The following is a 20,247-nucleotide window of genomic DNA, read 5'->3' on the forward strand; positions in this document are numbered from 1 at the left end:
GCCCCCCGTTAACTTGGGGGACACGACATATGTATCGGAAGGCAGAATTCATGGGTGAAGCAGCACTGAAGCCAGCAGACGAAACCTGGGTGTATGCTTTTGGAGGCGGGAGCGCAGACGGCGACGCCTCAATGAAGAATTTGCTCGGAGGCAAGGGCGCGAACCTCGCTGAAATGGCGAAGTTGGGTTTGCCCGTACCACCGGGATTCACGCTGACGACTGCAGTCTGTACTGCTTATTACGAATTGGAGCGCCAGTATCCGGCAGCTCTGGAAGCGCAGGTTGATGCCGCGCTCGCAGCCGTCGAGCAGGAAACCGGCAAGGGCTTCGGCGACCCTGAAAATCCACTGCTCGTATCCGTACGCTCAGGCGCGCGCGCTTCGATGCCGGGCATGATGGACACGGTCCTGAACCTCGGCCTGAACGAATCAGCTGCCGCAGGACTGGCCAAAAAGGCCGGCGAACGCTTCGCCTATGATTCCTATCGCCGCTTCATCCAGATGTATTCCAATGTCGTGTTGAACATCAGCCATGACGAGTTTGAGCACATTCTGGACGACTACAAAGACCGTCAAGGCTATGATCTCGATACCGAGATGACGGCCGATGACTGGAAGCAGATCATCTCGCTCTACAAGGACGCGGTTCAGTACAATCTTGGTCGCCCTTTCCCGGATGATCCGAAGGAACAGCTCTGGGGCGCCATCACGGCGGTGTTCGGCTCCTGGATGAACGATCGCGCGATCACCTATCGCAAGCTGAACGATATTCCTGAAGAATGGGGCACGGCGGTCAACGTCCAGGCCATGGTGTTCGGTAATCTCGGCGAGACGTCTGCCACAGGCGTTGCGTTCACACGCGACCCGTCGAATGGTGACCCGGTCTTCTATGGCGAATATCTGATCAATGCTCAGGGCGAAGACGTGGTGGCGGGCATCCGTACGCCCGCGCCGATCTCCCGTGAGCGCGCAGATACGCTGGGCTCGACCGATGCGCCGCTCGAAGAGTCGATGCCGGAAGTCTATACCCAGCTGCGCGACGTCGCGAACACGCTGGAGCAACACTACAAGGATATGCAGGATCTCGAGTTCACGGTCGAAGATGGCCGCCTCTACATGCTGCAGACCCGTAACGGCAAACGTACCGCTGCCGCAGCGCTCAAGATCGCTGTCGACATGGCACGCGAAGGCCTGGTGACGGAAGAGGAGGCCATCCTGCGCCTTGAACCGTCTCAGCTGGACCAGTTGCTTCACCCAACCATTTCTGAAGATGCCAAGCGCGACGTAATCGTGATGGGCCTTCCCGCCAGTCCCGGCGCGGCCGTGGGGAAGGTCGTGTTTGAGTCAGAAGATGCCTGGGCCATGGCTGAAAAGGGCGAGGACGTGATCCTCGTGCGCATCGAGACCAGCCCGGAAGACATCAAGGGCATGCATGCTTCCCGCGCCATTGTTACGGCACGCGGCGGCATGACCAGCCACGCCGCCGTTGTGGCCCGTGGCATGGGCCGGCCGTGTGTCTGCGGCGCCGGTGGCCTGCAGATCGATACCAAGGCGGGCGTGTTCCGCGTGATGGGCCGTGAAATCAAGAAAGGCGACGTGATCACTGTGGACGGGGCGACCGGTCAGGTGATGATGGGCGCCGTCGAAATGCGCCAACCTGATCTGTCGGGTGATTTCGGTTTGCTGATGAGCTGGGCCGACAAGGTGCGCACGCTGAAAGTGCGCGCCAATGCTGAAACGCCTCTGGATACGCGTACGGCGGTTGAATTTGGCGCCGAAGGCGTTGGCCTCTGCCGCACTGAGCACATGTTCTTTGAAGAAGAGCGTATCCCCGAAGTGCGGGCGATGATCCTCGCGGATGGCGAAAGTGGCCGTCGCGCTGCGCTCGACAAACTCCTGCCGATGCAACGGAGCGATTTCGAGGAAATCTTCCGCATTCTGGAAGATCGGCCAGCCACAATCCGACTGCTCGACCCACCGCTCCACGAATTCCTGCCGCACACAGATGCGGACATGGACGAAGTGGCCAAGGCTTCTGGCGTTAGCGCGGATGAGTTGCGCCGCCGGGCTGCAGAACTGCATGAGAGCAATCCCATGCTGGGCCATCGCGGCTGCCGTCTCGGCATCACCTATCCCGAAATCTATGAGATGCAGGCGCGCGCGATTTTCGAAGCCGCCGTTAATGTTTCAAAGGAGACGGGTCGCAAGCCAGTTCCGGAAGTGATGATCCCACTGGTCGCCACGCACAAGGAGCTCGCAATCCTGAAAGCGGTTGTGGACGAGGTTGCCCAATCGGTGTTTTCCGAGACGGGTGTCACGCTGGACTATATGGTCGGCACGATGATCGAGCTGCCACGCGCGGCGCTTCAGGCTGCTGAGATTGCACAATCCGCCGCGTTCTTCTCGTTCGGCACGAATGACTTGACCCAGACGACACTCGGCATTTCGCGCGATGATGCAGGCCGTTTCCTCAAGATTTATGAGGACAAAGGCATATACGAAAAAGACCCATTCGTGACGCTCGACCAGGTCGGCGTAGGAGAATTGGTCAAAATCGCTACTGAGCGGGGTCGTAAATCACGTCCTGGAATCAAGCTTGGAATCTGCGGTGAGCATGGCGGCGACCCGGCTTCGATTAACTTTTGTCAGTTGGCGGGACTCGATTACGTGTCGTGCTCTCCGTATCGTGTGCCAATCGCGCGTCTCGCTGCGGCACATGCGGCGTTGAAAGCCAAATAAAGACGATTGTCCGCTAGAAACCGGCAGGATTTGGGTGTTGCTTCCGGGCAACACCCATTTTTGTGCAGTGCGAAATATTTCACGAAATTTGCAGAAATATTCCACTGTATTACAGAGGCTTGGCCGCTTTCTCCTAATGTAACGGTTTAAATCGAAAATCCGGGGCGTATCTATCCTGACAGAAAAGTCACTCACGTATCTGGCCAGCTTCTTGCTAGGTACCGGGAGAGATGGATATCCAACTCGAAGCGGGGCCAGAAACGGTCTCATAATTTTTAGTCAAACCAACAACACCCGGGGTTCGTAGGACGGAATATACCGTCTGCCGGGGGATTGGGGAGCGGTGATGTTAAGGGTTCTTCAACCACGAAGGGCGACTCTATCGCCAATGCGTGGGCTCCAAGAGCAGCTCAAGCGTTGGTGGATGGCTATGACGAACGAAGAGCAGAGAGATATTGTCATTCGCGGGGCGACCGTTGCGGTCTGCGCTGTGGCTGCGACTGTAACTCTTCCCCTGATTGGCGAACTCCAGATGGAGAAGCGCGCCGAAGCTGATTTCCATGCGGAAGCGGTACGCTTGGCTTCTATTGAAGACGGCGGCGTCACCGTGCGCGCTGATCCGATGACGCCAAGCCTGCTGGATACGCCTTGGATCCGTACCGTCGAGTACACTCTCAAGCGCGATACCGGCGCTTCAATGAGCCGTTATGCGATGCGCGACCGCGATGGTGCTGCACTTTCATCGCTGGTTTCGTTCCGTCCGGAGCACATCAAACGCGCCGAAAAGATTAACGACGAGGCACAGTGTCTGTCCCAGGCTATCTATTATGAGGCCGGAACAGAATCGCTGGGCGGCAAGATGGCCGTTGCCGAAGTCATCGCGAATCGGGTTCGCGACCATCGCTATCCTGACAGTGTCTGTGACGTCGTATTCCAGGGTGCGACTCGCACAACCGGTTGCCAGTTCACCTTCACCTGTGACGGTGCCATGACCCGCGAGCCACGCGGTCGTAATTGGGATACTGCCCAGAAGGTCGCAGCTCACGTGCTGATGAACCTCAACGAGGAACGCACAGGCGGCGCGACGCATTATCACGCCACTTATGTTGACCCGATCTGGAGCGCTGGCCTCATCAAGACCGACAAGATTGGTTTGCACATCTTCTATCGGTTCCCGCGCGGCGCCGAATGGGCCCAAGTGCGCCAGAACTACAATCGCAAGCGTGAGCGCGTCATCACGGCTGCGGCTGAGGCTGATGTGAATGCTGCGGCGACGTCTGTGATCAAGACCACCGACGACGCCAAGGTTGAGAAAGTGGCCATGAATGCCCCGGCACCAACTCTGTCGCCGGCCTCTGTGACCACCTCTACGCGCACGATCACCAATGGTGCCCCGAAGTTCAACACGATGCGTAAATCGTCCGAGGTCTCCGACTATACGGCAGCCCAGGTGACGCAGGCGGCGGTAAGAAGCTCCGCTTCAGCCGCCGGCGCCATGAACTAGGAAACATCAGTCGCGTGGGGGCACACCCGCCTTCACGCGCTTCTGGATAGCGCCTGGCAACCAGCGCGCCATGAAACGTGCCCGTTCAGCATCTTTGCCAACCATGAAATGTGTATCTTTGCCATGAGCGGCGTCCCAGGCGCGTTCCGCAGCCATGGAAACCGGATACACATTCATGCCGTTTTCCTTGAGCTGGTCAGACATCTTGTGGTTCGAGCCGTCGCGATCCCCCATTTCGAGGATCGGCGTTTCAATGAACCACGGCATCAGACTGGTGACGCGAATGTCGAGATCGCGAAATTCGGCGTCGAGCGCTTCGGTCAGACCACGCACAGCGAACTTGGTTGCAGAATAAACAGCCAGTTGTGGTGAGCCGACAACTCCCGCGGTAGAGGCCGTGTTCACAATGCGTGCGCCTGATGTCGCCTTCAGAAGGGAGAGTGAAGCCTGCACGCCGTTCACTACACCTTTCACATTGATGTCGATGATCGCGTCATTATCCTCGCCTGTGATGTCTTCGAACCAGCCATGACGTCCAATGCCCGCATTGTTGAAGAGTACGTTCATTGCCCCTTCAGTGGCTTCGCTGAAATCCTTGATGGCAGCGGCCCAGTCCTCGCGGTTGCGAACATCAAGCCTGGCTTTCAGGCAGTTCTCGGATCCGATCTCGGCTTCGACGGCATCGAGGCCAGCAGTGTTCACGTCATAAAGGCCGCAAAACCAGCCGCGTTTTGCAAAATAGCGCGCGGTCTCTGCTCCGATGCCGGATGCTGCGCCCGTAATAAAGATACTCTTTCGCCCGCTCGCTCGCGTCATGGGCTTTTCCTCCTGCTGATATCAGGGACTGATCGCCCTTTGCAGCAGTGTCAGACCACATCCATACCCACGTCAAGATTGGGAGCAGAATGCGTTAGCGCCCCCACGGAAATAAAGTCCACACCGGCCTCAGCGATTGCCGCAACGGTACCCAGATTGACTCCGCCAGATGCTTCGAGCGTGACGCGGCCCTGATTCATTTCAACGGCGCGGCGCAAGGTGTCGGTATCCATATTGTCGAGCAGGACGGCATGCGGCCCATGTTTCAGCGCTTCCGCGAATTGGTCGAGTGTATCGACTTCAATTTCGATCATGCGCAGGTGGCCCGCATAGGCCTTGGCGCGTTCCAGTGCGAGCGCCACGGAGCCACCGCAAGCGGCGATGTGATTGTCCTTGATCAGGATGGCATCATCCAGGCCGTAGCGATGTGCTGTACCTCCGCCGCACCGAACGGCGCGCTTCTCCAGCGCCCGGTGACCTGGGGTCGTTTTCCGGGTGCAGACAATTGTTGCGGACGTGTGAGAAATCTTTGCGACATAGTTGCGCGTCATCGTGGCGACCGCTGACAGTCGTCCAATAAAATTCAGCATCGTGCGCTCAGCCGTCAGGATAGAGCGCGCGCTGCCGTCAAGGCGCGCGACAACATCGCCGGGTTTTACTGCCGTGCCATCATCCATCCGAACATCCAGTTCCACGCTTGGATCGATCAGGGTAAGCGCGTGGGCCGCAGCGTCGAGACCTGCGATCACGCCGGGCTGGCGCGCTGCAATAACGACGCTGAGTTGGGTTTCCGGCGCAATGGTCGCGTCCGTGGTCAGATCACCTGCGCGGCCAAGGTCTTCTGACAGGGCAAGCCGAACGATGGGATCGAGGATGATCGCGGGCAGCGGCGGGGGGAGCAGTTTCATACGCGGACGGTCTCCTCAAAATCTCTCAGCAGGAACTGGCGTTCCGGCTCGATCATGTCTGGATAGTCAGACCGGAAATGTCCGCCCCGGCTTTCCTTGCGATTGATTGCGGCCTGAACGATCAGTCTCGCAGTGGTCAGCGCGCGAGCCGGCCCATGTATGGTGTTCAAGCGCTCGATCAGTTCAAGCACGCTGGTCATGCCGGTGGCATTTCGCACAACTCCACATTTTTCGGACATGGCGCCGCGCAATTCCTGCAGGGCTGGAACGGGTAACGCCCCTGGAACATGACCTGTTGATGCGTTAGGGGTGGCGAACTCAGCTTCGCGCAGGCGCTCGGCAATGCGGTGGGCAAATACGACAGCTTCTAACAAAGAGTTGGATGCAAGGCGATTTGCGCCGTGTACGCCGGTAGATGTACATTCGCCGCAGACGGACAGTCCATCGAGGCTGCTGCGCCCCCAAAAGTCTGGGACGATGCCACCCATATGATAGTGCGCCGCTGGAGCAACCGGGATCAATTCGGTGCGTGGGTCGATGCCGGCAGATTTGCAAGTGCCAAATACTGTTGGGAAATGGTCCGGGAAGTGTTCACCCACAGCCGTGCGGCAATCGAGGAATGCGCCTCGGCCAGACAAGCGCTCTGTGTGCACGGCGCGCGCCACTTCATCGCGCGGCGCGAGTTCGGCCAATTCATGGTAGCTTGCCATAAAGGCCGTGCCGTCTCGATTATGGAGCGTGGCGCCTTCACCGCGGAGGGCCTCGGTCGCGAGGGGGGCAGGATCGCGGCCAATGTCGATGGCCGTAGGATGGAATTGGACGAATTCTAGATCTGCAATCAGTGCGCCCGCTTCCCAGGCCATCGCAACAGCGTCGCCGCGCGCTTCGGGTGGGTTGGTGGTAACCTGGAACAGGCCGCCGGAACCGCCGGTGCACAGCACCGTTTCCCGCGCGGTCCGTGTGGAGAGCGTTCCGGCATTGTCCCGCAATATGACGCCTGCCACCTGAAGATTGGCATCCTGCATCAGGCCGGTGGCGCGGACGCCTTCGATGATGGTGATATGTGGCGCGGCGGCAACGGCCGCGACCAGCGCATCCATGATGGCCTTGCCCGCAAGGTCTCCGGCAACGCGTGCCACGCGCGGGTGAGAATGAGCGGCTTCAAGCGACAAGGCCAATGCGCCATCCGGCGTGCGGTCAAACGGAACGCCCAGCGCGACAAGATCGCGAACCCGGGCCGGGCCTTCCTCTGCAATGAGGCGGGCGATAATTGGGTCGACGAGTCCCGCGCCGGCCGCAACGGTGTCTGCGGCATGTTGTTTGGGGCTGTCCAGGGGGTGCATGGCAGCGGCCAGGCCGCCTTGCGCCCATGCGGAGGATGCGGCTTGGCCAAGCGGAGCCGGGGAGATGACGGTGCAGGGGCGCGGCGCCAGTTGCAGCGCCAGGAACAGGCCAGCAAGGCCGGCGCCTACGATCAGAACGTCATCATCGACTGGCCCATTGGCCGTCAGGGTTTGCGGAATGGAGGCGCTCACGGATCAGGAGATGCCGTCATTCGCGCGGCGGAATTCCGCCGGTGCGGTCACGGCAGACACCAGCGCGCCAAACATCCGGTCAGCGGATTGGATGGTGAGCGTGAAATTGTCTGGTACATAGATCAGGCCCTCGACCTTGGCTTCCAGCATTTCCTCGATCTGGGACCGAATCGAAATTTGGTCTCCGAAGCGGCGAGCCTTGCAGGATTGGCGTACAACCGACCGGCCCCACATTGAGCAGACTTCAACCGCTGTGAGCTCACAGCTATATTGGCCTTCATCCGGGTGCGGAGAAAGATACATGGTGCCAGACATCATGCACTCTCCATTGCGATAGGGTTTTGTCTGGAAGCTCCAGGTGCCAAGGACATCCGATGAATCTCCCTCGCGTTTGCTGTCGGCATGAGCGGGACTGCAGACCAAAAGGCCTGCGATCGCCATTGCCGCGAGACCGTATATGCCTCGGACCATTCTACCTCTCCTTGCGCCCTGAGACACATTACGCCGCTCCCCCGCGATTGCACAACCTGTCTGGCTGCTAGACGACCATTTCAAGCTCAAGTGGTTTCAAACCGGTCTTGAACGCGAGCGGCTTGACCATTTTCGGCAGGGCCATCATGGCGTCGAGGGCTTCCTTGGCGCGCACGCGGACATCCTCAGGGATGAGCACCTCGTACTCGCCCGTGACCAGGCAATCATAGATGTTTTCCAGCGTGATACGCTTCATGTGCGGGCAGAGATTGCATGGACGGATGAAGTTCACGTTCGGATTGGCTGACGCCACATTGTCACTCATCGAGCATTCCGTCAGCAGGACGACCTTGTTCGGGCTTTCCTCGGCAACGTAATTGGCCAGCGCGGACGTCGAGCCGGCAAAGTCGGCGGCTTCCAGTACATCCGGCGGACATTCCGGGTGAGCCAGGATGACGACGCCTGGGTGGGCTTCGCGCAATTGCTCGACATCGTCGGCGCTGAACATCTCGTGCACTTCACACGCGCCCGGCCAGGTCATGACGCGGATGCCGGTCTGGGCAGCCACGTTCTTGGCAAGGTATTGGTCCGGCACGAGGATAACCGTGTCAGTATTCCATTCAGCAGCGATGGCTTCGACGACCTGCGCCGCATTCGAACTGGTGCAGGTGATGTGGCACTCGGCCTTTACCTCAGCGGTACAGTTTACGTAGGTCACGACCGGGTAATTCGGGAATTTCTCCTTGATCAGGCGCACATCGGCGCCCGTGATCGAGGCGGCGAGCGAACAGCCCGCGCGGGTATCCGGAATAAGGACGGTCTTTTCAGGCGCGAGGATCTTTGAGGTCTCGGCCATGAAGTGCACACCGGCCTGCACGATGATATCGGCATCCACATTGGCAGCTTCACGGGCCAGCTGGAGGCTGTCACCACGGAAATCGCCGACAAGCTGGAAGATGTCCGGCGTCATGTAATTGTGCGCCAGGATGACGGCGTTCTTCTCTTTCTTGAGCCGATTGACTGCCGCCACGAGGGGCGCAATGGCTGGCCATTCCATCGGAGTGATGAAATCCTGTACCAGCGGGTACAGGTCATCGGTCTCCATTTTCACCGCGTCATCATAGACGAGGCCGCGCGCTTCAGCGGCAGAAGCGCCGCGCAGCGGAGTTGGCGTGGGGCAGCCGGGGCCGGAATCAATAAGACGTGCCATGTCGTCCTCCTTCGTAGCAGACCGACTTATGCTCGATCTGAGTATAATATGGGCCTGAAGCCTCGCGTTTCAAGGGGGTCGGCCTTCAAACGTCCGCAGACAGGTGGCTCTTGTGACAGCAGCTTGAAGCTTTTGCGCAGTCTGAGCAAAAGGGGAGTAGCGCTTTCAGCCTCGTCCGGCAAGTTCAAACACGCGTGAACCCCGCGTCAGGTTTCGTCAAACAGTGCCAGCGCGGCGGTTGTCATGGCCGCCACAACCATTGCGATGGTCGCGTCATGATCCGCCCAGTGACAGCTCTCAACGCCACCTTGCCTGCTCTCCGCTCACCAACGATTTCGCACTTCTTCGGCAAATCCGGGCAAGTCCTTCACGGTCATCTGGCTGCCATCGTCAAGAATGACATGTCCTGAGAACAAGCCAAAGACCTGGTCCTGCGCAGTTTTCAATATGCCAAGGTCGGTCGTCTGGTGACGATTGATGATGGGAGCGAAATCCATCTCAAATCGATTGTCATTGCTGGTAAATTTCCATAGCGCAGAATCAGGCGCACCTTCAGGCATATGGAATGTGACATGGTCGAGCTTGTGGGCTTTACCATCCACGAACAGCATGTTTTCGCTGGCGGCGGATGTGTCGCCGAACCCATAGCCGATGTTAAACCCAAACGGTCGCCCCTTGACCAGGCCGGAAGCAGAGCCCCAATACCATGTGTTGTTATACGTCCAGACGCCGCGGCCCCAATCCAGTACAGCAAAGGCACTCTCAGGGGAGAACTGATACGTCTCCTCGCCCAGGGTGATCTTCCCGCGCGCGGGCATGCAGTTGATTTTCTGATTGTAGTAAAAAGCCTTCGGGGCTTTTGGAAACGGTGTCGCAATGACCATCCGGTCCATATCGGGCTGATCGAGCCATACTTCCCCGTGCAGTCCTTTTCCGTTGGCGAAAGCCGGATCATTCACCGTCAGGCGCCGTCCTCCTGCCTCATGCCGAAAGCTCAATTCCAGATCGCCCTTGCGCTGGGAAATGTCGCCACTATCGGCGCTGGCTGGCAACTTCATCTTGCCCATCGACCACGGGATGATAGCGCCATGATTGGTGCCTGTTTTCTGTTCCAGGTCGAGCCAGGATGTGCCTAGGAACCCAAGATAGCCATTGTCAGCGACAGTCAGAGCCAGCCCGAAACGGGGTGTCAGGATGCAGTAATAGTCCCACTCCTTTATGCGCAGGGCGCCCGCTTTGATGGCAGAGCGATCATAAGTCCTGACCTCGCTGGTCGCATATCCTCGTTCGACCAATCGCCCCCGCGCATCAAGTAGAGGGCCTACGCCCATTCTGTGTTGCATTCTCCCTCCTGGCGCGCCGGATATCTGAGATTTCGGAGCTTGTGGAAGACATATAAAGATAAGGTGGGCGTGCCTTCTACCCTCGACGTTAGGTCACTCCATATCGTCTTTCCTGTGCCGCATGGGAAAGTACCTTGCGAATTCGTCTGAGAATCTGTGCCCTCATACTCTTCCACATTTGCGCGGACACAGACTTCCTCACCTTTAGCCTTCAGCAGGCGTGCCGCGCACTGATCGAAGTAATCGCGGGCGATCTTCCCGCGCCGCTCGCGACAGCGCTCCCTTGCCTAGTGTATGCCAAGTTGGACGAGGTGTAGGAGGACTCAGGTTTAGCTGTGCGAAATCGAGGAGCACCTGCCGTGCCGCACCTGCGTGTCCGGCTAGGGGCGCAGGCTCACCCCTCGAACAGTTCCAACGCGGCCGCAGTCATAGCCTCGACGCCTGTGGCAATGGTCGGGTCGTAATCCGGAGCGAAGAATGGCGAATGCAGTGAAGGCAGGGGCAGGGAACTGTCTTTGGCGGCCTCATAGCGCGCAGGCTCCACTGCGCCGACCCAGAATAGGAGGCCTGGAATGTTTTCGTCCGTCCGTCCGAACTGGCTGAAATCCTCGCCGCCCATGACCGGGGCTACTTCCTTGACATTGTCTTCGCCGATTGCGTCCGCAATGGCCGCCATGGCTGTTTCGGCCAGGTCGGCGTTGTTGAAGAGCGATGGTGTATAGTCCTGCTCGATCGTGATCTCTGGCTCAGGCGCCCCGAAGGCCTCGGCTTGCGCCTTGGCAATGCGCTCAATGCCGCTCAGCAACATTTGACGGGTCGCGTCGTCATAGGAGCGCACCGTCAGGAGCAGCGTTGCTTCGTCGGAAATGATGTTGTGCTTTGCGCCGGCCTTGAACGAGCCGACTGTAACAACGGCAGAGTCTTGCGGGTTCGTATTACGCGAGACGAGGCTCTGCAGAGCTACGACGATGTGAGATCCGATCAGGATCGGGTCGCGTGTTGTGTGCGGGTAGGCGCCATGCCCGCCGACGCCTTTCACGGTGATGTCGACACTGTCGACATTCGCCATGGCGTAGCCCTTCGTATAGACAACCGTGCCAGCGGGCGCGGCTGCGGAAACGTGCAGCGCCAAATTGTAGTCCGGCTGAGGGAAGCGGCTGTAGAGGCCATCGGCCAGCATGGCCTGGGCGCCAAGGCCGATCTCTTCGGCTGGCTGGGCGATCATTACAAGCGTGCCGCTCCACTGATCCTTGCGGGCAGCCAGTGCGCGGGCGGTGCCGATCCAACTGGTCATGTGGATGTCGTGGCCGCAGGCATGCATGACCGGGCTCTCGACGCCAGTCCATGTGGTCGACTGGACCTCTGAGGCAAACGGGAAACCCGTTTGGTCAGGAACGGGCAGGGCATCCATATCGGCGCGGATCATGACGGTCGGGCCATCCCCATTGCGCAATACGCCAACGACGCCGTGTCCGCCGACGCCATCCTTGACCTCACCTACATCTTTCATTGCCTTGGCGACCACCCAGTCCTGACCAATGCCGGTGGAAACGTCGAAGCCGAGATTTTCAAGTTCAGAGGCCATCAGAGCGGCCGATTTGGCTTCCTTGAACGAAAGTTCCGGATTGGCGTGAAGTTGTTTGTAGATTTCGATCAGTTCTGCATCAGCCTTTGGCAAGTTGGTTTCTGCTGAAGGAGTGGCCGCGGATGAGGCCGGGGCGACCGTATTCGATGCTTCGGCCTCGGTCGTTGCGCCCGTGTCGGAGGCGACCGGTTGCGGCGTTTCAGCGGCGTCATTTCCGTTTCCGCAAGCAACGAGTGCAAGCGCGAGAGAAGAGATGGCAACATTACGGAACATGGGTTTCGACCTCCGGCTAAGGTAAGAAGACACCGTAGCGGCGTTTTCAGCGCTGCCAAGGGGGCGAAAATGTCCTGCATTCTACGGCAATCGCCGGGTTGCGTCGGCGTGCTGCGCTGCATATAAGGGGCGGTCCAAAGGAGATTATCTGCTCATGGCCCGCGTTACCGTTGAAGACTGCGTCGAAAAGGTTCCAAACCGTTTCGAGCTTGTCCTGCTTGCTGCACATCGTGCCCGCATGATCCGCGAAGGTTCGCCGATTACTGTGGACCGCGATAATGACAAGGACCCAGTTGTGTCGCTGCGCGAGATTGCTGACGAGTCGATTGATCTGAAAGTGGTCAAGGAAGCGCTGATCTCGAATCTGCAGGACATTCGTCCAGGCGAAGAGAACGAGCGCGAAGCCGACCGTTTGGCTCTGGAATCTGCACCTGCTGCAACCGAAGAAGACGTCATGCGGGCCTATCAGGCCGAGCTGGAGTCCGGACGGGACGACCGGCTGTAGGAGGCCAGATGGACGGCAGCACCCTATCCGCAAAGGATGAAGGGGCTGGCGACATGGCTGGCACAGAGCGACCGGCTGCGGAAAAACCTAAAGATGTCCTGACCCGGCAGCAGCTGATCGATAAGGTTCGCGCCTATCACCCTCGGGTGAAGTCCGAACTTCTCGGTGCCGCTTACGATTTTGCCAAAACGCATCATGGCGAACAGATGCGCGATTCGGGCGATGCGTATTATTCGCATCCTGTTGAAGTCGCGAGCCTTCTGGCTGACGTCAAGCTCGACGAGATCACCATCGTCGCGGGCCTCCTTCACGATGTGGTCGAAGACACCGAGATCGATATCGGCGATGTCGAAGTGCGCTTTGGTGCGGATGTGGCCGAACTGGTCGATGGGGTTACGAAGCTCGACAAGCTTGAATACAGCTCCAAGGAATTGGCTCAGGCCGAGAACTTCCAGAAGTTCATCCTCGCAACCACCAGCGACATTAGAGTCCTGTTGGTGAAGCTGGCCGACCGGCTTCACAATATGCGCACGCTGCACTTTCGGAAGAAGGCATCCAGTCGCGAACGCACCGCGCGGGAAACCATGGACATTTACGGCCCGCTCGCCCGCCGCGTCGGTCTTTACCAGATTGCTGCCGAGATGGAGGACCTGGCCTTCCAGGAGCTCAATCCAGAAGCGCGTCGTGCCATTCTGTATCGTCAGGACGAACTTGCGCTCGAAAATGCCGATGATCTTGAGCGTATCCGGGGTGACCTTGAGCAATTGATGGAGGTTTCCGGAATTCCTTGCCGCATCAAGGGGCGTCGGAAACAACCTTATTCGCTATGGCGCAAGCTTGAGAAGAAATCGATTTCCTTTCGGGATGTCGCTGACTTGTTCGCTTTTCGCGTGATCGTGGAGAGTGTTGAGGATTGCTACCGGGTTCTGGGAGAAATCCACAGACTCTGGGCCTGCATCCCTGACCGTTTCCGTGACTATATCTCCGTGCCCAAGCCGAACGGTTATGCCAGCCTGCACACAACCGTACGCGCTTCCGGCAACCGGCGTGTCGAACTCCAGATACGCACTGAAGAGATGGACCGCACCGCCGAGTTCGGCGTGGCTGCGCATTGGGGCTACAAGAACCGCGCCTACGGCTTTGACATCGATTCGGCGCGTGCTGCCGGTCTTGACCCTGCCGCCAATCTCGAAGCCTTCGCAGAATTGCTTCAGGATGGCGGCGATCCGAGCGAGTTCATGGAGCACGCCAAGCTCGAAATGTATCGCGAGCACGTCTTTGCTTTCTCTCCGAAGGGCAAGTTGATCATCCTGCCAGCCGGCGCCATGCCGTTGGACTTTGCCTATGCGGTGCACTCGGCGGTGGGTGACACATGTGTTGGCGCCAAGATCAATGGCGAGGTGAAGCCTTTACGCCGCCCGCTGAAAAATGGAGACGTTGTCGAGATCATCCGGGGCAAAGCGCCTCACGCCATTCATGGCTGGGAAGCGCTGGCGATCACCGGGCGCGCGCGCTCTGCGATGCGCAAGCTGGTGCGCGACAAGGAAACAACAGAGTTCCGGCGCCTCGGTCAGGGGCTGATCAATATGGCGCTGCGACGGGCAGGTATTGATCCGGTTGATGTAAAGATGAACCATACGGCCCGCCTCGCCGGTTTTGAGGATATGGAAGACATGTCCGAAGCGCTGGGGCGCGGTCGAATTTCGTCAAACGATGTGATCCAGGCGGCCTTTCCGGGTTACCGGCCGGAACGCGAGGACGATCCCACGAAGGTCCGCATGGACAGTGAGCATACGCCGCTCATGGTATCCGGCACGGAGCTGTCACCGGGCGTGACGCTTCATCTCGGAAATTGCTGCTGCCCGTTGCCTGGGGACCGTATCATGGGGGTTCATGAACCGGGCAAGGGCATTGTGGTCCATGTCGCGAGTTGTCCAAAGCTCGCCGAATATGACGATAAACCCGAGCTCTGGGTGGACCTGCGCTGGACCGAACTGGCGCGCACGGGCGCGGTGGCAATTGGGCGAATTCGTATCAATGCCTCCAATGAGCGCGGCGTACTGGCCAAGCTCTGCGCTGCTGTGGCACAGGCCAGCGGCAACATCACAGCCATACATACGGTAGACCGCCACGAGGACTTCACGGAAATCTTGATGGAAATTGAGGTTGAAGACCTCAAGCGTCTGACGCAGATACTGGCCGCGCTCCGGTCGATCGCTGTGGTCGACAGAGCTGTGCGCGACCAGGAGGGCGAAGATGACGAATGATGATGTGCTGAATGTATTCCGCGAGGCCGGGGCTTTGCTGGAGGGGCATTTCATTTTGTCGTCTGGTCGTCGCAGTCCTGTTTTCCTGCAGAAGGCCCTCGTTTTTTCCCAGCCCACGCTCTCCGAAAAATTGTGCAAGGCCCTTGCGGAAAAGCTTACCGCCGAGTTCGGCAAGATCGATGTTGTTGCCGGGCCAGCTGTCGGCGGCATCATTCCGGGCTATGAATTGGCGCGCCAGCTTGGCGCACGGTCGATCTTTGCCGAGCGGGTCGATGGCCAGCTTCAGTTCCGCCGGGGCTTCTCCATTGCCGAAGGCGAACGTGTGCTGATCGCGGAAGATATCGTCACGACGGGGCTGTCTTTTCGTGAAACCGTTGAAGCGCTGGATGCGCTGCCCGGCGAGGTCGTGGGTGGTGCCTGTATCATCGACCGGTCGAACGGCCGCGCTGATGTTGGCTGCAAGCTAATTTCGCTCGCGGCGGTCGATTTCCCAGACTATGACGCCAATGATTTGCCACCAGATCTTGCCGCGATGGAGGCCGTCAAGCCTGGCTCCAGGGGCCTCGCCTGATGGCAAGCCCGTTGCGCCTTGGTGTGAACATTGATCACGTTGCAACCATTCGCAATGCGCGCGGGGGGGATCATCCCGATCCGATGCGCGCGGCGCAGATTGCGGCTCAGGCAGGCGCAGACGGCATCACGATCCATTTGCGCGAGGATCGGCGCCACATCCGCGATGGAGATCTCGAAGCCATACGTGCGGCTTCCAGCCTTCCGATCAATCTCGAAATGGCTGCGACAGACGAGATGACGGAGATTGCCTGCAAGTTCCGTCCGCATGCAGCTTGTATTGTTCCCGAAAAGCGCGAAGAGCGTACGACCGAAGGCGGGCTCGATGTCGCGGGCCTGCATAACCAAATTGCGCCCGTTGTTCGCCGCCTCAATGAATCGGGTGCGCGGGTGTCACTCTTCATCGAACCCGACCCTGTTCAGATTGCAGTTGCGGAAGTGCTTCAGGCACCTGTGGTCGAACTCCATACGGGCAAATACGCTGAGCTATGGATCGAAGGCGGTGCAGAGGCCGCGGCGCCAGAACTCGAACGGCTGAAGATCGCGGCGATAGAAGCGCGCAAGCGCGGTGTCGAACCGCATGCCGGACATGGCCTGACATTTGAAAACGTTGCTCCCGTGGCGGCAATCCACGAGATCGCAGAACTGAACATTGGTCACTTTCTTGTTGGTGAGGCCATCTTTATCGGTCTTGATGCTGCAATCCGGGAAATGCGTCGACTGATGGATGAGGCCCGCGCATGATCATTGGTATCGGGAATGATCTCTGCAATATCGAGCGTGTGGAAAAGACACTTGCCCGATTTGGTGAGCGGTTTGAGAAACGCGTGTTTACCGATGTCGAAATCGCGCTGGCGCGCCGCCGTCGCCTGACTGCTGAGACGTATGCCAAACGATTTGCGGCCAAAGAGGCGTGTGCAAAGGCGCTCGGTACGGGTGTGCCGCGTCGCGGCGTTCATTGGAAGCATCTCGGCGTTGTGAATTTGCCAACGGGCAAGCCAACTCTTGCGCTGACTGGCGGCGCGGCGGAGCGCCTCGCCACGATGATGCCCGCCGGCCATGAAGCGATTATTCACCTGACCATCACGGATGATTACCCCTGGGCTGAAGCCCAGGTCATCATCGAAGCTCTTCCGGTGACGCCAGCATGACACCGGCAAGACCCAAACGCACGCGCCTCCGGTCGAAGGGAAAAGCGAGCCAGCCCTCACTGGCCGAAGCGGATATCCGGACACTGGAGTCCATTCTTGGCCACAAATTCAAAAACCCGGAGACGCTAATCCGTGCGCTGACACATCCAAGCGCTGTAACTTCTGCGGAATCAGTCCGCCTGTCCAACCAGCGCCTCGAATTTCTGGGTGACCGGGTCCTGAACCTCGTGATCGCCGAACGCTTGATTGACCGACGCCGGATGGAGAGTGAGGGCGATCTGGCTCCGCGTCTCAACAGTCTTGTTCGCAAGGGGGCCTGCGCGGATGCCATGCGCCATCTTGGCGTTTCGGAATTCGTTATCATGTCGGATGGCGAGATAGCTGCCGGTGGGCGCGAACGGGAATCGACCCTTGGCGATGCCTGCGAAGCCATTATAGGCGCAATCTACCAGGATGCCGGGCTCTCCACCGCCCGGAAATTCATTGAGAAAGGTTGGGCGCCGCAATTCGAGGCGGCTCCGGCCCAGACCAAGGATCCCAAGACGCTGCTGCAGGAATGGGCCCAGGGACAGGGCCTGCCACTGCCGGATTATGACGTGCTGAGCCGGTCGGGACCGGACCATGAACCCACTTATGAGGTTGAAGTTAAAGTGGCCGACCGGGGTGCGGCTGTTGCCGCGGGGTCGTCAAAGCGCGATGCTGAGCGTAATGCTGCCGCCCTTCTCCTAGAAAGCCTGACCGGAACCCCATGACAGACACCCCCATCACCCATGCTGGATTTGCCGCCATTATCGGCGCGCCGAATGCGGGCAAGTCCACGCTGACCAATCGTCTGGTCGGCACTAAGGTGGCAATCGTCACGCACAAGGTGCAGACGACGCGCTTCCCGGTGCGCGGCGTCGCGCAGGTGGACGGCACGCAGATCGTGCTTGTGGACACTCCGGGTATCTTTGCGGCCAAGCGCCGGCTCGACCGCGCCATGGTCAAGGCGGCCTGGAGCGGCGCTGACGATGCGGACGCCATTGTGCACCTGATCGACGCTTCGGCCTGGGTCGCGGAGCGCGAAGGCAAGGTAGATGGTGCGCAGAAGAAATCTCTGGAAGATGACCGCCGGGTCATCGAGCAACTTCAGCAGATTGGCCGCCAAGCTTTCCTCGCCTTGAACAAGATTGATCTGTTTCCCCATGATCAGGTCCTGCCCATCATTGCGGAACTGAACGAGACGGGCGTCTATGAAGAGGTCTTCATGATCTCCGCCGAAAATGGCGAAGGCGTCGAAGCGCTGGAAAAGGCGCTCGCGAAACGGATGCCCGAAAGCCCGGCGCTCTACCCGCCGGACCAGATTGCCGACCTGCCGATGCGCCTGCTTGCCGCCGAAGTGACTCGGGAAAAGCTAATGCTGCGCCTGCACCAGGAACTGCCTTACCAGCTGATGGTCGAAACAGAGAGCTGGGAAGAGAAAAAGGATGGCTCCGTCCGTGTGCAACAGGTCGTGGTCGTCGGCCGCGACAATCACAAATCCATGGTGCTCGGCAAGGGCGGCGCAGCGATCAAGGATGTTGGTCGCAAGGCCCGCGAAGAACTCTCTGAAATGCTCGGTCGCAAAGTGCACCTCTTCCTGTTCGTGAAGGTGGATGAACGCTGGCAGGAACGCCGAGAGAGTTATCAGGGGCTTGGCCTGGAGTTCGATGTTTGAACTGGTCGGATGACGGCATAATCCTGGGCGCACGCCGCTTTGGAGAAGGTGGCCTCATCCTCGACGTTCTCACCCGCACGCGCGGGCGTCGGTCCGGTCTTGTCTATGGCGGTTCCTCGCGCAAGCGCCGCGCGCAATATGAAGCCGGAAATTCTGTTTCCCTCAGTTGGACCGGTCGCCTTGAAGAGGCTCTGGGCCGGTTTGATGTGGCCGAGGCCAGTCGGGAGCGAGCGGCGCGTGTATTGGACGATCCAGCTGCCCTCGCCGCCATTTCGGCTATTACCGCGATCCTGCGGGGCGGACTGGACGAAGGCGATGCAGCCGGTTCGGCACTGTTTGAGGCCACCGAGCTTCTGCTAGACCAGATTGAGGCGCAGGAAATCTGGCCGGCGCTCTATGTGCGCTGGGAACTGGGCCTGCTCTCCGCGCTGGGTTTCGGGCTTGATCTGGACGCATGCGCGTTGTCCGGCGCGAATGATGGCCTGACCCATGTATCTCCAAAGACCGGCCGGGCCGTGAGAGGGTCGGAGGCCGAGGAATATGTCGACCGCCTCCTTCGCCTGCCGCTCTTCCTTGTCGAATCCACGGCCCATGTTGCGCCGTCCGATATAGCCGATGGCTTGAAGCTCACCGGCTATTTTCTGGAAGAGCGTCTGTTTGGGGGGCTCAATCGGGGCGTTCCAGCAGAGCGCCTGCGACTGGTGGGCCGCATGTTGAAGCGGCCCTAGACGCTCACACTTGGGCGTTGGCTGACCCGCGCATACCAGTTTCCGATGTGTTTCAGATCGGGGTTGAGGGGCTGGCCCACCTGACTGCCAAAAGCCAGGAAACAGAACAGCAGTATGTCAGCCAGGCCGAATGCCTTGCCTGCCACAAACTCACGGCCGTCAGCCATCTGTTCGTCCAGGAAGACGAGCCCATCCTGTGCGCAGGCTTTCAGGCCATCAGCAGCTTCCGGCAGGCAGCGCATCCGGTCCTGGAACATGGGCAGGCCCTCAGCGGCGCGGAAAGCTGTGGTCAGCGGCTCAACGATCTTGAGGTCCACCCACCGTGTCCAGCGGCGGTTCTGGGCGCGCGCTTCGGGTGTATCCCCCATCAGGCGGTCGCCGGGCTGGGTTTCGTCCAGATACTCGCAAATGGCAGTGATCTCGGTCAGGATGCTGCCATCATCAAGCTCAAGAGCGGGCAGCTGGCCAGCCGGGTTCTTGGTCGTATAGGGCGCCTGCCGGTTTTCTCCGGCCATCAGGTCGATGTCTTCCTTGGGCAGGTCGATGCCGCGTTCCGCCATGAACATGCGCACCACGTGCGGGTTCGGGCCTACGGAATTATACAATTTCATTCTGTTTCCTTCCCTCTTGTGGCGCTGACTGTTGCGCGGCGAGATAACGCGCGCAAGGGCTGTCATATTCAGAAGCCGTTCATTTTCTGATGTGTTAGGTGGCCGGTGAGGACTGGGGCGTTCCGTGCAAACGAAAAGGCTGATGCCATGAAGAAAACTGTTTTTGCCGTAACCGCCATTGCCACGCTTACTCTTGCGGGCTGCATTCACGTCGATGCCGACGAACACGGCCGCGACGCCATGTATGAAAATACCGAAACTGCGCTCCGCGTCTGCGGCGGCGAAGGCCGTGTGAAGGAAGTCAATGAAGACGGCTTCAAATGCATTGACTAGCCC

The 20,247-nt window shown here is 59.2% G+C and carries 19 protein-coding genes; 11 read left to right on the plus strand and 8 right to left on the minus strand.

The genetic code is table 11. From position 1 onward, the window contains the following. Nucleotides 1-50 precede the first annotated feature (50 nt). Nucleotides 51-2,738, plus strand: a complete 2,688-nt coding sequence (ppdK, locus tag CFA77_RS05690; protein WP_206992619.1) for a pyruvate, phosphate dikinase — start codon at nucleotides 51-53, stop codon at nucleotides 2,736-2,738. 424 nt (nucleotides 2,739-3,162) lie between these two features. Further along, entirely contained in the window at nucleotides 3,163-4,242 is a 1,080-nt protein-coding gene (locus CFA77_RS05695; protein ID WP_242517500.1) for a cell wall hydrolase, read from the plus strand. A gap of 6 nt (nucleotides 4,243-4,248) precedes the next feature. On the opposite strand, the gene CFA77_RS05700 is transcribed toward CFA77_RS05695, so the two are convergent. The 7 genes from CFA77_RS05700 to CFA77_RS05730 all read right to left on the minus strand — a co-directional run bounded on the left by CFA77_RS05700 (nucleotide 4,249) and on the right by CFA77_RS05730 (nucleotide 12,383). Then, entirely contained in the window at nucleotides 4,249-5,058 is an 810-nt protein-coding gene (locus CFA77_RS05700; protein ID WP_206992621.1) for an SDR family oxidoreductase, read from the minus strand. Between the two features lie 50 nt (nucleotides 5,059-5,108). Next, nucleotides 5,109-5,966 carry a carboxylating nicotinate-nucleotide diphosphorylase gene (gene nadC / locus CFA77_RS05705; protein WP_206992622.1) on the minus strand — a complete coding sequence of 286 codons (858 nt, stop codon included), beginning with the start codon at nucleotides 5,964-5,966 and terminating at the stop codon, nucleotides 5,109-5,111. Further along, the gene (locus CFA77_RS05710) at nucleotides 5,963-7,501 is read right to left on the minus strand and encodes an L-aspartate oxidase (protein WP_242517501.1); all 1,539 of its coding nucleotides are present in this window, start codon (nucleotides 7,499-7,501) and stop codon (nucleotides 5,963-5,965) included. The genes nadC and CFA77_RS05710 overlap by 4 nt, the downstream gene beginning before the upstream one ends. A 3-nt stretch (nucleotides 7,502-7,504) precedes the next feature. Next, complete coding sequence (locus CFA77_RS05715; RefSeq protein WP_206992623.1) at nucleotides 7,505-7,972, minus strand: hypothetical protein; 468 nt, start codon at nucleotides 7,970-7,972, stop codon at nucleotides 7,505-7,507. 67 nt (nucleotides 7,973-8,039) lie between these two features. Beyond that, nucleotides 8,040-9,182 carry a quinolinate synthase NadA gene (gene nadA / locus CFA77_RS05720; protein WP_206992624.1) on the minus strand — a complete coding sequence of 381 codons (1,143 nt, stop codon included), beginning with the start codon at nucleotides 9,180-9,182 and terminating at the stop codon, nucleotides 8,040-8,042. A 323-nt stretch (nucleotides 9,183-9,505) separates the two neighbouring features. Then, nucleotides 9,506-10,525 (minus strand): DUF2804 domain-containing protein, encoded by a 1,020-nt coding sequence (locus CFA77_RS05725; protein ID WP_206992625.1) that lies wholly within the window; start codon nucleotides 10,523-10,525, stop codon nucleotides 9,506-9,508. A 394-nt stretch (nucleotides 10,526-10,919) separates the two neighbouring features. Continuing rightward, nucleotides 10,920-12,383, minus strand: coding sequence for a M20 family metallopeptidase (locus CFA77_RS05730; RefSeq protein ID WP_206992626.1), 1,464 nt, complete (start codon nucleotides 12,381-12,383; stop codon nucleotides 10,920-10,922). Nucleotides 12,384-12,537: 154 nt separating this feature from the next. Here CFA77_RS05730 and rpoZ point away from each other — a divergent pair, with 154 nt between their 5' ends. Genes rpoZ through recO form a run of 8 tightly spaced genes read left to right on the plus strand, consistent with a single transcriptional unit; the run spans nucleotide 12,538 to nucleotide 19,300 of the window. Next, on the plus strand, nucleotides 12,538-12,888 hold the full coding sequence (gene rpoZ / locus CFA77_RS05735; RefSeq protein ID WP_034814002.1) for a DNA-directed RNA polymerase subunit omega: 351 nt from the start codon (nucleotides 12,538-12,540) through the stop codon (nucleotides 12,886-12,888). A gap of 8 nt (nucleotides 12,889-12,896) precedes the next feature. After that, nucleotides 12,897-15,155, plus strand: a complete 2,259-nt coding sequence (locus CFA77_RS05740) for a bifunctional (p)ppGpp synthetase/guanosine-3',5'-bis(diphosphate) 3'-pyrophosphohydrolase (RefSeq protein WP_206992627.1) — start codon at nucleotides 12,897-12,899, stop codon at nucleotides 15,153-15,155. Then, nucleotides 15,145-15,726: an orotate phosphoribosyltransferase gene (gene pyrE, locus CFA77_RS05745; protein WP_206992628.1), complete on the plus strand. Its 582-nt coding sequence runs from the start codon at nucleotides 15,145-15,147 to the stop codon at nucleotides 15,724-15,726. Before CFA77_RS05740 ends, pyrE begins: the two co-directional genes overlap by 11 nt. After that, entirely contained in the window at nucleotides 15,726-16,469 is a 744-nt protein-coding gene (locus CFA77_RS05750) for a pyridoxine 5'-phosphate synthase (protein ID WP_206992629.1), read from the plus strand. Before pyrE ends, CFA77_RS05750 begins: the two co-directional genes overlap by 1 nt. Continuing rightward, a complete protein-coding gene (gene acpS, locus CFA77_RS05755; RefSeq protein ID WP_206992630.1) occupies nucleotides 16,466-16,876 on the plus strand; it encodes a holo-ACP synthase in 411 nt (136 codons plus the stop codon). The genes CFA77_RS05750 and acpS overlap by 4 nt, the downstream gene beginning before the upstream one ends. Next, nucleotides 16,873-17,628, plus strand: coding sequence for a ribonuclease III (gene rnc, locus CFA77_RS05760; RefSeq protein ID WP_206992631.1), 756 nt, complete (start codon nucleotides 16,873-16,875; stop codon nucleotides 17,626-17,628). Before acpS ends, rnc begins: the two co-directional genes overlap by 4 nt. Next, nucleotides 17,625-18,572 carry a GTPase Era gene (era, locus tag CFA77_RS05765; RefSeq protein WP_206992632.1) on the plus strand — a complete coding sequence of 316 codons (948 nt, stop codon included), beginning with the start codon at nucleotides 17,625-17,627 and terminating at the stop codon, nucleotides 18,570-18,572. The genes rnc and era overlap by 4 nt, the downstream gene beginning before the upstream one ends. Beyond that, complete coding sequence (gene recO / locus CFA77_RS05770) at nucleotides 18,569-19,300, plus strand: DNA repair protein RecO (protein WP_206992633.1); 732 nt, start codon at nucleotides 18,569-18,571, stop codon at nucleotides 19,298-19,300. Before era ends, recO begins: the two co-directional genes overlap by 4 nt. On the opposite strand, the gene CFA77_RS05775 is transcribed toward recO, so the two are convergent. Next, on the minus strand, nucleotides 19,297-19,911 hold the full coding sequence (locus tag CFA77_RS05775; protein WP_206992634.1) for a glutathione S-transferase family protein: 615 nt from the start codon (nucleotides 19,909-19,911) through the stop codon (nucleotides 19,297-19,299). The two genes, recO and CFA77_RS05775, sit on opposite strands and share 4 nt — an antisense overlap. Nucleotides 19,912-20,058: 147 nt before the next feature. Here CFA77_RS05775 and CFA77_RS05780 point away from each other — a divergent pair, with 147 nt between their 5' ends. Beyond that, nucleotides 20,059-20,244, plus strand: coding sequence for a hypothetical protein (locus CFA77_RS05780; RefSeq protein WP_206992635.1), 186 nt, complete (start codon nucleotides 20,059-20,061; stop codon nucleotides 20,242-20,244). Nucleotides 20,245-20,247 lie beyond the last annotated feature (3 nt).

The organism is Hyphomonas sp. KY3 (genome assembly GCF_017309975.1).
Taxonomy (GTDB): domain Bacteria; phylum Pseudomonadota; class Alphaproteobacteria; order Caulobacterales; family Hyphomonadaceae; genus Hyphomonas.

What these genes read in the sequence shown, in the direction of transcription:
- ppdK (WP_206992619.1), top strand. Translation starts at nt 51, where the DNA reads ATGGGTGAAGCAGCACTGAAGCCAGCAGACGAAACCTGGGTGTATGCT.
- CFA77_RS05695 (WP_242517500.1), top strand. Translation starts at nt 3,163, where the DNA reads ATGGCTATGACGAACGAAGAGCAGAGAGATATTGTCATTCGCGGGGCG.
- CFA77_RS05700 (WP_206992621.1), bottom strand. Translation starts at nt 5,058, where the DNA reads ATGACGCGAGCGAGCGGGCGAAAGAGTATCTTTATTACGGGCGCAGCA.
- nadC (WP_206992622.1), bottom strand. Translation starts at nt 5,966, where the DNA reads ATGAAACTGCTCCCCCCGCCGCTGCCCGCGATCATCCTCGATCCCATC.
- CFA77_RS05715 (WP_206992623.1), bottom strand. Translation starts at nt 7,972, where the DNA reads ATGGTCCGAGGCATATACGGTCTCGCGGCAATGGCGATCGCAGGCCTT.
- nadA (WP_206992624.1), bottom strand. Translation starts at nt 9,182, where the DNA reads ATGGCACGTCTTATTGATTCCGGCCCCGGCTGCCCCACGCCAACTCCG.
- CFA77_RS05725 (WP_206992625.1), bottom strand. Translation starts at nt 10,525, where the DNA reads ATGCAACACAGAATGGGCGTAGGCCCTCTACTTGATGCGCGGGGGCGA.
- CFA77_RS05730 (WP_206992626.1), bottom strand. Translation starts at nt 12,383, where the DNA reads ATGTTCCGTAATGTTGCCATCTCTTCTCTCGCGCTTGCACTCGTTGCT.
- rpoZ (WP_034814002.1), top strand. Translation starts at nt 12,538, where the DNA reads ATGGCCCGCGTTACCGTTGAAGACTGCGTCGAAAAGGTTCCAAACCGT.
- CFA77_RS05740 (WP_206992627.1), top strand. Translation starts at nt 12,897, where the DNA reads ATGGACGGCAGCACCCTATCCGCAAAGGATGAAGGGGCTGGCGACATG.
- pyrE (WP_206992628.1), top strand. Translation starts at nt 15,145, where the DNA reads ATGACGAATGATGATGTGCTGAATGTATTCCGCGAGGCCGGGGCTTTG.
- CFA77_RS05750 (WP_206992629.1), top strand. Translation starts at nt 15,726, where the DNA reads ATGGCAAGCCCGTTGCGCCTTGGTGTGAACATTGATCACGTTGCAACC.
- acpS (WP_206992630.1), top strand. Translation starts at nt 16,466, where the DNA reads ATGATCATTGGTATCGGGAATGATCTCTGCAATATCGAGCGTGTGGAA.
- rnc (WP_206992631.1), top strand. Translation starts at nt 16,873, where the DNA reads ATGACACCGGCAAGACCCAAACGCACGCGCCTCCGGTCGAAGGGAAAA.
- era (WP_206992632.1), top strand. Translation starts at nt 17,625, where the DNA reads ATGACAGACACCCCCATCACCCATGCTGGATTTGCCGCCATTATCGGC.
- CFA77_RS05775 (WP_206992634.1), bottom strand. Translation starts at nt 19,911, where the DNA reads ATGAAATTGTATAATTCCGTAGGCCCGAACCCGCACGTGGTGCGCATG.
- CFA77_RS05780 (WP_206992635.1), top strand. Translation starts at nt 20,059, where the DNA reads ATGAAGAAAACTGTTTTTGCCGTAACCGCCATTGCCACGCTTACTCTT.